This window comes from Thermoanaerobaculia bacterium, from assembly GCA_035717485.1.
GTDB lineage: Bacteria > Acidobacteriota > Thermoanaerobaculia > UBA5066 > DATFVB01 > DATFVB01.
Window position 1 is genome coordinate 1 of sequence record DASTIQ010000037.1, and the last position, 11,578, is coordinate 11,578.

Sequence of the window (11,578 nt, forward strand, 5' to 3'; positions counted from 1 at the left end):
CGGTGAAGAACCGGATCGGGATCTGCCGGGCCATCTGCGCCTTCCGCCGCGCGGTGGCGAGCTGGTCGGCGCGGAGCTCGACGGCGCGCTGCCGGCCCTGGTCGAGGAGGAAAAGGATGATCAGGACGGCATGAACGAGGAGGGAAAGAAGGATCGCCCGCTCGAGCCAGCGACGCTGCGGCCGTTCGACCCGCTCGACGAGATCCTCGAGATCGGGCGCGTACGCGATGTCCGGCGCCCGGCGGAGCGGCGGCGCGGCCTCGGCTTCTTCTTCCTTGACGCCGAACACTCAACCCTCTAACAGCAAAAGAGTCTTTTTCGTTTCCGGCATTCCGGAGCGCGGAATATTTGCGCGACCCCGCCCTTTCTGCTATAAAAGCTCGGCGCTTTTGGAGAAGCGGGCTTTTGCCCGCTTTTTTGTTCGGCGGCGGTTAGGATAATGCGGAGCACGGAGATCCTGGACGAAAAAACGACGCGGGAGATCGGGCAAATTGCCGCGGAAAACGGCTGCCGGCTGCTCGCCATCGAGACGGCCGGCGCCGGGCGTCACCTCGTGCTGCGTCTGGTGCTCGACAAGGAGGAAGGGGTCACGCTCGAGGACTGCGAGAAAGTCTCCCGCGACGTCTCTCCGCTCCTCGACGCGGAGGCGCCGATCGGGCATCGCTACCACCTGGAGGTCAGCTCGCCCGGCCTCGACCGGAAGCTCTACTCTCCCGACGACGCCCGCCGGTTCGTCGGCCGGCGAGTGAAGGTGCAGTCGATCCTCCCGGTCGAAGGATCGCGAAATTTTCGAGGGATCCTCGATTCCGTCGAGGGAGACCGGCTCCGGATCGTGGACGAGGATTCCCGAAAAACCTATAATTTGAGTTTTGGCGAGGTCAAGGTCGCACGGCTCGAACCCGAGTGGCCGGCCGCGACCGGGAAAAGAAGCTCATGATGACGAACGATCTGGCATCGGTGATTCGGCAGGTCTCCCGCGAGAAGGACATCGATCCCGAGAAGATGTTCGGCGCCCTCGAAGAGGCCATGGCGTCGGCCGCCCGGCGCTTCTACAAGGTGAAGGAAATCGTCGCGAAGATCGACCGGGAGACCGGATCGATGTCCGCTTACACACCGCGGAAGGTCGTCGACGTGATGCCGGAGGTCCCCGAGGAGCCCGTCGAGCCGCTTCCGGAGGGAGTCGAGCCGCCCCCCGATCCGGCCACCCTCGTGCTGCTCGACGACGCGAAGGCGATCGTCCGCGAGGCGGGCGCGGGCGGGAACGTGCGCGTCTTCCGGCCCGGCACGGACGGGGCGGAGCCGTACGAGGTCGAGGAACCGGAGCTCGGCGACGAACTGCGCATCTACCGGTCGACCGAGGGCCTCGGCCGCATCGCCGCCCAGAACGCGAAGCAGGTTCTCTACCAGAAGGTCCGCGAGGCCGAGCGCGAGCGGATCTACAACGAGTACATCCCCAAGGTGGGCGAGCTGATCAACGGCACGGTGAAGCGGTTCGAGCGCGGCGACATCGTCGTCGACCTCGGACGGCTCGAAGCGGCGATCCCGCGCGACCAGCAGTCTCGCGCCGAGCGTTACGGGCAGGGAGAGCGCGTCCGCGCGGTCATCGCCGACGTGCACAAGAACCCGAAGGGCCCCCAGATCATCCTCTCGCGCACCGACCCGCGCCTCCTCATCCGGCTCTTCGAGATGGAAGTGCCCGAGATCTACGACGGCACGGTCGTGATCAAGGGCGCCGTCCGCCAGCCGGGCGAGCGCGCGAAGGTCGCCGTCCTCTCGCGCGAGCGCGACGTCGATCCGGTCGGCGCGTGCGTCGGCATGCGCGGAAGCCGCGTGCAGGCGATCATGCGCGAGCTCCACGGGGAGAAGATCGACGTCATCCAGTACAGCGACGACCTCATCACGTTCGCGCAGAACGCGCTCTCCCCCGCCAAGATCACGCGCGTGTCGCCGATCCACCACGAGGAAGGCCCGCTCACGCTCGACTGCGTCGTCGAGGACGAGCAGCTCTCGCTCGCGATCGGGAAGAAGGGGCAGAACGTCCGTCTCGCCTCGGCGCTGATCGGCGCGAAGATCGAGATCAAGAGCGAGGCGGAGGTCAAGGGCGAGGTCGCGGAGGCGCTCGGCCGGATGCTCCGCGCGTCGCAGCGCCAGCAGACGCCGGTCGGGAGCGTCCCGGGGATCGACGAGGAGACCGCGGCCGCGCTCGAGCAGGCGGGGGTCGCCAATCTCGACCAGCTCCTGTCGCAGACGGTGGAGGCCCTCGCTCCCGTGGCCGACATGGGAGAGGACCGCGCCCGGGAGATCCTGGAGGCGGCGCAGGAGTTCGACAATCCCACGCCCGAGGAGCCCGAAGAAGGGGCCGAAGGCGCGGCCGACGGATCGGTTCTCGAGGAGCCGGCAATCGAAGAAAAGGGATAAATGGCGAAAATTCGGGTCCACGAACTGGCGCAGCAAATGGGGGTCGGCGACCGGGAACTGATGTTCCTGCTGCAGTCGATCGGAGTCCAGGTCGCCTCGGCGCAGGCGGATCTCGACGAATCGACGGTCCTCGCGATCCTGCAGGGAAAGACGCACGCGCCGAAATCGCTCATCGTCCGGGAGGAGCCGAGCCGTCCGAAGACGACGCAGGCGCCCAAGAGCGCGCTCTCCCGAATCAAGATCATCGAAAGGCCGACGGCCCCCGTAAGGAGGACCGAGCCGCCGAAGCCCGCCGAACCGCGGCCGCGGCCGCCGGCGGAGCCCGCTCGCACGGCGGTCGTTCCGTCCGAGCCGGAGGGTGAGGCTTCTGCCGCGTCGGCTCCGAAAGCCGAGCCGCCGAAGGCGCCGCTCGTTCCGCGCAAGATCGTGCTTCCCCCGCGGCGTCCGATCGCGCGACCCGGGCCGCCGCCGGCCGCGGCCGCTCCGGCTCGCCCCGGCGCGGTTCCCGTCCGTCCCGGAACGCCGCCTCCGCGCTTCGGTCCCGGAGCGCGTCCGGGGCCGAGCGTGTACCGGCCGGCCCCCGGCGCCCCCGGCGCGCGCATTCCCGGGGCTCGTCCGCCGCTGCCGCCCGGACGCCCCGGCGTGCCGGGCCGCCCGGTTCGCCCCGGCGCGATCGAACCGCCCGTTCCCGCCGACGACGCGAAGGCCCTCCGCCGCAAGAAGGAGGAGGAATCGAAGAAGGCCGCCGCCAAGAAGACGGGCGCGCGTCCGAAGATCAATCCCGCGGACGAGGTCGACCTGAGGGACTTCGTCGGCGAGTATCAGCCGGATACGTATTCCGACATCACGCTTCCGCTCATCGACAAGAACGCGACGCTCGAGGAGCCGGTCCAACCGAAACAGCTCTCGAAGTCGGCGATGCGCCGCGCCGGCAAGGAAACGCGGCACGACGACACCGGCAAGATCGTCGAATTCAAGAAGCCGCTGCCGACGGGACCCGTGTTCCTCTCGGAGGGCGTCACGGTCAAGGAGCTCTCCGAGAAGCTCGGCGTCCTCGCCCGCGATCTCGTCCAGAAGCTCCTTCGCCGCGGCATGATGGTCACGATCAATCAGAGCCTCCCGGCGAACGTGGCCGTCGAGATCGCCCGCGAAATCGGCGTCGAGGCGGCCGTCGTCTCCTTCGAGGAGGAGATGGAGCTCGCGCGCGAGGAGAAGGGCGAGAAGGTCTCTCCCGAGAACCTGAAGCCCCGCGCTCCGGTGGTCACGGTCATGGGTCACGTCGACCACGGAAAGACCTCGCTCCTCGACGCGATCCGCGAGACGAAGGTCGCGGCGAGCGAGGCGGGCGGAATCACTCAGCACATCGGCGCCTACCGCGTCGAGTCGAAGGGAACGCCGATCGTCTTCCTCGACACGCCCGGCCACGAGGCGTTCACGCTGATGCGGGCGCGCGGCGCCGCGGCGACCGACATCGTCGTTCTCGTCGTCGCGGCGGACGACGGCGTCATGCCGCAGACCGTCGAGGCGATCGACCACGCGCGCGCCGCGAAGGTCCCGATCGTCGTCGCGATCAACAAGATCGACAAGCCGAACGCCAACGTCGAGCGCGTCAAGAAGGAGCTCGGCGACCGCGGCGTCCTCCTCGAGTCGTGGGGCGGCGACGTGCCGTCGGTCGAGGTCTCGGCGCTGAAGAAACAGGGGATCGACCAGCTCCTCGAGATCATCCGCCTCGTCGCGGAGCTCCAGGAACTCAAGGCCGACCCGACCGGGATGGCGCGCGGCGTCGTGATCGAGGCGCGCCGCGAGGCGGGCCGTGGAAACGTCGCGACCGTGCTCGTCCAGTCGGGGGCCCTGAAGATCGGCGACGTTTTCTACGCGGGCTCCGTCTCGGGCCGCCTGCGCGCGATGTCCGACGAGAACGGCAACCGCCTCACGGAGGCGGGACCGTCGACGCCGGTCGAGGTGATGGGCTTCGAGGAGCTCCCCGCCGCGGGAGACACGTTCCAGGTCGTCGAGAACGAGATCCGCGCGCGCCAGATCGTCTCCTTCCGCAAGGAGAAGAACCGCGAACAGACGATGGCGTCGACGTCCAAGACCTCGCTCGAAGCGCTCTTCTCGCGCATCCAGGCGGGCGGCGTCAAGGACCTCGCGATCATCCTCAAGGCGGACGTGATGGGCTCGGCCGAGGTGCTCTCCTCGACCCTGAAGAAGCTCTCGACCGAACAGGTCAAGGTCAACGTCCTCCACGCGGGCGTCGGCGCGATCAACGTCAACGACGTGCTGCTCGCCTCCGCCTCGGGCGCGATCATCATCGGGTTCAACGTCCGTCCCGAGAAGAAGGCGGAGACCGAAGCGGAGAAGGCGGGGGTCGACATCCGGCTCTACACGGTGATCTACAACATCACCGACGACATCCGGAAGGCGATGGAGGGGCTGCTCGAGCCGACGCTCAAGGAAGTCAACCGGGGCCGAGCCGAGGTGCGCAACACGTTCCAGGTGCCGAAGGTCGGCGTCGTCGCCGGCTGCTACGTGACCGAGGGGACGATCCCGCGGTCGGCGGGCGTCCGGCTCCTGCGCGACAACCGCGTCGTGTACGAAGGAAAGATCGCGTCGCTCCGGCGCTTCAAGGACGACGTCTCGGAAGTGAAGAACGGCTTCGAGTGCGGCATCGGACTCGAGCGTTACCAGGACGTCAAGGTCGGCGACGTCATCGAAGCGTTCTCGACCGAGAAGGTCGCCGGCGTCCTGTCGGCGTAGCTCGCTGGTTCTCGCGTACGCGGTCTACGACCTGAACCTTCCGGGTTGCCGGGGGCTCAAGGAGAAGCGCATGGTGCTTCGGAGTCTCAAGAGCCGCATCCGGAACAAGTTCGAGGTGTCGGTCGCCGAGACCGGACACCAGGACCGGCACCAGCGCGCCGAGCTCGCGGTCGCCGTCGTCGGGCCCGACCAGGTCCCGCTCGACCAGCTCCTGCAGGAGATCCTCTCCTTCGTCGAGATGAACTTCGACGGCCCGATCCTCGACTACCGGAACGAGTTCATCCATGTGTGAGGAAACTCTCGACCGGCCGCCGGCCGGCCTCTTCGCCGTCATGGCGGGACGGACGCTCGTGATGACGAAGCCGGCCCCCCCCTCCTTCGCGGAGGCGCGCTGATGCCGGTCAAGCGTCCCGAGCGGGTCGGCGAGCTGATCCGCGCGGAGCTCTCCGCGATGATCCGGAGCGATCTCCACGATCCGGCGATCGGGTTCGTCACGATCACGCAGGTGCAGATGTCGCACGACCTCCGCACGGCGCGCGTGTATTTCTCCTGCCTCGGCGGACCCGAGGAGTTCGACAAGGTCCGGGACGGGTTCGACCGCGCCGCCGGATATCTGCGGCGCGAGATCGGCCGGCGATGCCGGCTCCGCTACGCTCCGGAGCTCCATTTCTTCCCCGACCGTTCCGCGGAAACGGGGGCGCGGATCGAGAAGATCCTGCGCGAGAACCTCCCGGCCCCGGAAGCCTCCGAGGAGCCCTCCGGGACGCCGGCCTCCGACTCCGGCGAAGCTCCCCGGAAATGAGCTCCGCGGGCGATCTCCTGTTCTCCCGCGGCGCGCTGCTCCTCGTCGACAAGCCGAAGGGACTCACCTCGCACGACGTCGTCGAGCGCGTTCGCCGGACGACCGGAGTGAAGAAGATCGGCCACACGGGGACGCTCGATCCGATGGCGACGGGGCTCCTCGTCCTCTGCTGCGGGCGCGCGGCGAGGCTCCAGGGTTTCCTGACGGGGCTCCCGAAGACGTACGAGGGAACGATCACGCTCGGCCGCGCCACGACGACCTACGACGCCGAAGGCGAGACGACGTCGGAGCACGCGGGCGGGATCGCGATCGGACCCGACGCCCTCGAAAGAGCGGCCGCGAAGTTCCGCGGCACGTTCGAGCAGTCGCCTCCCCCGTACTCGGCCAAGAAGGTCGGAGGCCGGAAGTTCTACGAAATGGCTCGGCAGGGGGAGACCGTCCCGCAGGCCCCGAAGTCCGTGACCGTTTCGCGTTTCGACCTGCGGCTCCGCGGCGAAAAGGAGATCGACTTCACCCTGTCCTGCACCTCCGGGACGTACATCCGCTCCATCGCGCACGAGCTCGGCGAGAGCCTCGGCGTCGGCGCGCACCTGTCGGCCCTGCGCAGGACCCGGATCGGCGACTTCGCCCTCGCCGACGCGGTCCCCCTCGCGACGTTCGAGGCCGCCGAGGAGGACGTCCGGGTCGCCCCCCCGCACGCGATCCCGCTCGCCATGATTCCCTTCACGTTCCCCCGGATGACCGTCGCGTCCCTCGAGGCGTGGAAAATCCGCCAGGGACAGGCGATTCCGGCCCGCCTGCAGGGAGCCGAGGGGGACTGGGTATCCCTCCTCTCGCCCGACGGCCAGATGCTCGCCCTGGGGCAGATGACCCCCGTCGGCACCGGAAAGATCGCCATGATCAAGCCCCGGATCGTGCTGGCGGAGGAATCCCGTTTCTGATAGGCTACCCGGCTGTTGAAAAAGTAGAGCGATTCGTTGAGAAAGCATCGGAGGAATTGTTGAGTGCCACGGCGTATCGGGACACCAAACCCGAGATCATCCACGACTACCAGACCCACGACGGGGACACCGGCTCGCCCGAAGTCCAGGTCGCGCTGCTCTCGAAGCGGATCGCGTACCTGACGGACCACTTCAAGTCGCACGCGAAGGATCATCATTCGCGGCGCGGACTGCTGATGCTGGTCGGGAGGAGACGGCGTCTCCTGGAGTACCTCAAGAAGAAGGACGGCGAGCGTTATCACCGCCTGATCGAACGTCTGGGTCTCCGCAAGTAAAAGACGATCTCCCGACGGCCCTCGGAATCCGCGCCGCCACGGCGATGGATGGGGGTTTGTCCGGGCGACACGAATAAGGACGAGCGAATGAAACACGAAGAGATCATCTCCCTGCCGGACCGCCCCCTCTCGATCGAGACGGGGAAGGTCGCCAAGCAGGCCGACGGCGCCTGCGTCGTCCGGCTCGGCGACACCGTCGTCCTCGCCACGGCCTGCGCCGCGGGCGAACCGAAGGAAGGGATCGATTTCCTTCCGCTGACCGTCGACTACCGGGAGAACACCTACGCCGCCGGGCGGATCCCCGGCGGATTCTTCAAGCGCGAGGGACGCCCGACCGAGAAGGAGATCCTGACCTCGCGCCTGATCGACCGGCCCCTCCGGCCGCTCTTCCCGAAGGGATGGGGCAACGAGACGCAGGTGATCGCGTTCGTGCTCTCCGCCGACGGCCAGAACGACCCGGACGTGCTCGCGATCAACGGCGCGTCGGCGGCGCTCGCCGTCTCCGCGATCCCGTTCACGCACACGATCGCCGCGGTCCGGGTGGGGCGGATCGGCGGGAAGCTGGTCCTGAATCCGACGAACAAGGAGCGCGACGAATCGGACATCGACCTGATCGTCGCCTCCACGAAGGACGCCGTCTGCATGGTCGAATCGGGCGCCCGGGAGGTTCCCGAGTCGGCCATGATCGACGCGATCTTCTTCGGGCACGACGCCAACCAGCAGATCATCGCCGGAATCGAGAAGCTCGCCGCCGCGGTCGGCAACCGGAAACGCGAGTTCTCGGCCCCCGAGCCGTACGATGCCGCGTTCTTCGCGGGGATCCTGAAGCGCTGGGAAGGGGCCATGCTCGCGGCGATGACCGTTCCGGGCAAGATCCTGTCGTACGCCCGCATCAAGGAAGTCAAGAAGCAGGCGATCGGGGAGATTCCCGCCGAGGACGTGGCGCTCCGGACGGCCACCGCGAAGGCGATGGACGCCCTCGTCAAGACGCTCACCCGCGAGACGATCCTCGACCGCGGCGAGCGGCTCGACGGCCGGAACTTCTCTCAGATCCGCCCGATCACGTGCGAAGTCGGGCTCCTGCCGCGGACGCACGGCTCCGCGCTCTTCACCCGCGGCGAAACGCAGGCGCTCGTCACGTGCACGCTCGGCACCTCCGAGGACACCCAGCTCGTCGAGGACTACGAGGGAGACTCCGAGAAGACGTTCCTCCTCCACTACAACTTCCCCCCGTTCTCGGTCGGCGAGGTGAAATTCCTGCGCGGGCCGGGCCGGCGCGAGATCGGCCACGGGAACCTCGCGCGCCGCGCGCTCGAGCCGATCCTGCCCGACGACGTCTCGTTCCCGTACACGATCCGCGTCGTCTCCGACATCCTCGAGTCCAACGGCTCCTCTTCGATGGCGACCGTCTGCGGCGGAACGCTCGCGCTCATGGACGCGGGGGTCCCGATCAAGTCTCCCGTCGCCGGCGTCGCGATGGGGCTCGTCGCCGAGGGAGAGAAGCACGCGGTCCTGACCGACATCGCCGGCCAGGAAGACCATTACGGGGACATGGACTTCAAGGTCGCGGGCACCCGCGACGGCATCACCGCGCTCCAGATGGACATCAAGATCAAGGGATTGAAGCGCGTGATCGTCGAGCAGGCGCTCGAGCAGGCGCGCCACGGCCGCCTGTCGATCCTCGAATCCATGTCGAAGGCGATCGAGGCCCCGCGGGCGAACATCTCTCCCTACGCGCCGCGCATCTTCACGATCCAGATCCCCAAGGACAAGATCCGCGACGTCATCGGCTCCGGCGGAAAGACGATCCGCGGGATCATCGAGGAGACCGGCTGCAAGGTGGACGTCGAGGATTCGGGACGCGTCTCGATCGCCTCGTCGGACGAGGCGGCCGCGATGCGCGCGATCGAGATCATCGAGGGACTCACGAAGGACCCGCAGATCGGCGAGATGTATCGCGGCAAGGTCCGCCGCATCGAGGCGTACGGCGCGTTCGTCGAGATCCTCCCGGGCAAGGACGGGCTCGTGCACATTTCCGAGCTCGCCCCCTACCGCGTGAGGGAGACGACCGACATCGTCAAGGAAGGCGACGTCATCCCGGTCAAGGTGATCGCGATCGACCCGATGGGCAAGATCAAGCTCTCGCGCAAGCAGGCGCTCTCCAAGGAAGAACTCGAGGCCGAGGCGGCGATGGCGCCGGCGACCGTCGGGGAACCCGAGGGCGGCAGCCACGAGCGGCACGATCGTCGGGATCACCGCCCCCGCCGCTAAGAACCCAGGCGCGGCGATGCATCGCCGCGCCTCGTCCTTCCAGCGAACGGACGGGCGTCGGCCGCCGACCGGAGGGGGTACCCGCGGATCCCGTATTCCTGACTCCGTCTCCGACGGCGCTAGACTTCCCGCGTGGACCTCTTCGTCGGGACCTCGGGCTTCTCCTACAAGGAATGGAAAGGGAAGTTCTACCCCGCCGATCTTCCGGCGTCGGAGTGGCTCCGCTACTACGCCGGACGTTTCCGGACCGTCGAGATCAACAACACCTTCTATCGCATGCCGAAGAAGGACGTTCTCGCCTCGTGGGCCGGGCAGGTGCCGGAAGGCTTTCGCTTCGTCGTCAAGGCGCCGCGGCGAATCACCCACATCCGGCGCCTGAAGGACGTCGAGGCGGATGCGGGATTCCTCTTCGAGAACCTCGGAGAGCTGGGATCGCGCCTGGGGCCCGTTCTCGTCCAGCTCCCGCCCAACCTCCCGAAGGATACGGTCAGGCTCGACGCGTTCCTCGCCGCCGTTCCGGAGGGTTTTTCCCTCGCCTTCGAGTTCCGGAACCCGTCGTGGCATTCCCCCGACGTTCTCGACCGCCTTCGCGGGCGCGATTTCGCTCTGGCGGCGGTCGACGACGAGGAGCTCCCAGACCCCCCGCTGACGCCGACCGCCTCCTGGGGCTACCTGCGCCTGCGCCGGCTCGACTATTCCGACGACGGGCTGCGCTCCTGGGCCGCCCGCGTCGCCGAGACCTCCTGGAAGCGCTCCTTCGTGTTCTTCAAGCACGAGGACGACGCCGTCGGTCCCCGCCTCGCCGAGCATTTCGCCGCCCTGTCGCCCGGCTGACCGCCTCGCGCCCGCTTCCCGCCGCACGAATCCCGGCGGCGGCGGACGCGGCGGTGCGAGAATCGCCGCATGTCGATCGACGACCTCCCCGCCGCCGCGCGCTCGAACGTCGAGTCGATCCTCCGGCTCGCGATCGAGCACGAACCGGAACGGCGGGCCCTCGTCCTCTTCGACCGGGAGTCGCCGCTCGCCGGGCTGCTCGCCGACGCGTGGCGCGCGGCTCTGCCGGGCGCCGAGGCGATCGAGCTGCCCGGCGGGGCCGTCGGCGTCCCGGACGCGGTCGCGCGCCTGGCTCCGCGGGACCTCGTCGTCCTCGTCGAATCGACCCGCTTCTTCCCGGAGGAGCACCGCTTCCGCGTCCGCCTCTTCGAGCGCGGCCTCGCCGTCGTCGAGCTTCCCCATCTTTCGCGGGTGGCTCCCGGCGAGGAGGCCGCGTACGTCGACGCGCTGGCGTACGACCCCTCCCTCCGGACGATCGGCGGCGCCCTGAAGGAGAGGCTCGACCGCGCGTCGGAGGCCCGGCTCCTCGGCGACGGCGCCGTTCTCACCTATTCGGGCGGATTCGAGGAGTCGCGGCTGAACGTCGGGGATTACCGCCGCCAGCGAAACGTCGGCGGCCAGTTTCCGATCGGCGAGGTTTTCACCGAGCTCCGGGACCTCGCCGGCGTCGACGGGGAGGCCGTCCTCTTCGCGTTCGGCGACTCCGATTTCCGGGTCGCCGCGCCGGAACGCGGGTTCCGGATCCGGGTCGAGCGGGGAGTCGTGACGGCGGCGCCGGGAGCGCCGGCCGCGTTCGCCGGAATCCTCGACGCGATCCGCCGCGACGAGGAGATCGTCCGCGTGCGCGAGCTCGGCCTCGGGCTGAACCGCGCGTTCACGCGCACCCGCCGGGTGTCCGACGTCGGCGCTTACGAAAGGATGAGCGGAGTCCACCTCTCGCTCGGATCGAAGCACGCGATCTACTCGAAGCCGGGCTTCTCGAAACGCCGGACGAAATACCACGTGGACGTCTTCGCGGCGGTGGACCGGTTCCGGATCGACGGAATCGACGTCTTCGACGGGGAGGGGTTCTTCGATCCCGGCGCCGACGGGACTCGCGTCCTTGACGAGGGAGCCGTCCCGGGCGTAGAAGGGGCGGAGCCCTCGTGAAGAAAGCGCTCCTCTTCTCGCTCGCGGCCGTCTCGGCGCTTCCCGCGTCGCTCCGGGGGAACCCGGTCCCG

Annotated in this window: 11 protein-coding genes; 10 read left to right on the plus strand and 1 reads right to left on the minus strand. The window is 68.4% G+C overall.

Features of this window, described 5'->3' with window-relative positions; all coding sequences use genetic code 11:
- On the minus strand, positions 1 to 289 hold a 289-nt coding region (locus VFS34_01770), incomplete at its 3' end, for a hypothetical protein (protein ID HET9793161.1).
- 150 nt (positions 290 to 439) lie between these two features.
- Here VFS34_01770 and rimP point away from each other — a divergent pair.
- The 10 genes from rimP (at position 440) to VFS34_01820 (ending at position 11,507) form a co-directional block, all read left to right on the plus strand.
- Complete coding sequence (gene rimP / locus VFS34_01775; protein ID HET9793162.1) at positions 440 to 937, plus strand: ribosome maturation factor RimP; 498 nt, start codon at positions 440 to 442, stop codon at positions 935 to 937.
- Positions 937 to 2,418: a transcription termination factor NusA gene (gene nusA, locus VFS34_01780; protein HET9793163.1), complete on the plus strand. Its 1,482-nt coding sequence runs from the start codon at positions 937 to 939 to the stop codon at positions 2,416 to 2,418. The genes rimP and nusA overlap by 1 nt, the downstream gene beginning before the upstream one ends.
- On the plus strand, positions 2,419 to 5,175 hold the full coding sequence (gene infB, locus VFS34_01785) for a translation initiation factor IF-2 (GenBank protein ID HET9793164.1): 2,757 nt from the start codon (positions 2,419 to 2,421) through the stop codon (positions 5,173 to 5,175).
- A 4-nt stretch (positions 5,176 to 5,179) separates the two neighbouring features.
- Positions 5,180 to 5,467, plus strand: coding sequence for a DUF503 domain-containing protein (locus VFS34_01790; GenBank protein HET9793165.1), 288 nt, complete (start codon positions 5,180 to 5,182; stop codon positions 5,465 to 5,467).
- 102 nt (positions 5,468 to 5,569) lie between these two features.
- The gene (gene rbfA / locus VFS34_01795) at positions 5,570 to 5,977 is read left to right on the plus strand and encodes a 30S ribosome-binding factor RbfA (GenBank protein HET9793166.1); all 408 of its coding nucleotides are present in this window, start codon (positions 5,570 to 5,572) and stop codon (positions 5,975 to 5,977) included.
- Positions 5,974 to 6,918, plus strand: a complete 945-nt coding sequence (gene truB, locus VFS34_01800) for a tRNA pseudouridine(55) synthase TruB (GenBank protein ID HET9793167.1) — start codon at positions 5,974 to 5,976, stop codon at positions 6,916 to 6,918. The genes rbfA and truB overlap by 4 nt, the downstream gene beginning before the upstream one ends.
- 59 nt (positions 6,919 to 6,977) lie before the next feature.
- Complete coding sequence (rpsO, locus tag VFS34_01805; GenBank protein HET9793168.1) at positions 6,978 to 7,253, plus strand: 30S ribosomal protein S15; 276 nt, start codon at positions 6,978 to 6,980, stop codon at positions 7,251 to 7,253.
- An 87-nt stretch (positions 7,254 to 7,340) separates the two neighbouring features.
- Entirely contained in the window at positions 7,341 to 9,524 is a 2,184-nt protein-coding gene (gene pnp, locus VFS34_01810; protein HET9793169.1) for a polyribonucleotide nucleotidyltransferase, read from the plus strand.
- A 132-nt stretch (positions 9,525 to 9,656) separates the two neighbouring features.
- The gene (locus tag VFS34_01815; protein HET9793170.1) at positions 9,657 to 10,358 is read left to right on the plus strand and encodes a DUF72 domain-containing protein; all 702 of its coding nucleotides are present in this window, start codon (positions 9,657 to 9,659) and stop codon (positions 10,356 to 10,358) included.
- A 69-nt stretch (positions 10,359 to 10,427) separates the two neighbouring features.
- Positions 10,428 to 11,507, plus strand: a complete 1,080-nt coding sequence (locus VFS34_01820; GenBank protein HET9793171.1) for a hypothetical protein — start codon at positions 10,428 to 10,430, stop codon at positions 11,505 to 11,507.
- Positions 11,508 to 11,578 lie beyond the last annotated feature (71 nt).

Excerpts from the sequence above, each read along its gene's own strand:
- rimP (HET9793162.1), top strand. The coding sequence starts at position 440 with ATGCGGAGCACGGAGATCCTGGACGAAAAAACGACGCGGGAGATCGGG.
- nusA (HET9793163.1), top strand. The coding sequence starts at position 937 with ATGACGAACGATCTGGCATCGGTGATTCGGCAGGTCTCCCGCGAGAAG.
- infB (HET9793164.1), top strand. The coding sequence starts at position 2,419 with ATGGCGAAAATTCGGGTCCACGAACTGGCGCAGCAAATGGGGGTCGGC.
- rbfA (HET9793166.1), top strand. The coding sequence starts at position 5,570 with ATGCCGGTCAAGCGTCCCGAGCGGGTCGGCGAGCTGATCCGCGCGGAG.
- truB (HET9793167.1), top strand. The coding sequence starts at position 5,974 with ATGAGCTCCGCGGGCGATCTCCTGTTCTCCCGCGGCGCGCTGCTCCTC.
- pnp (HET9793169.1), top strand. The coding sequence starts at position 7,341 with ATGAAACACGAAGAGATCATCTCCCTGCCGGACCGCCCCCTCTCGATC.
- VFS34_01820 (HET9793171.1), top strand. The coding sequence starts at position 10,428 with ATGTCGATCGACGACCTCCCCGCCGCCGCGCGCTCGAACGTCGAGTCG.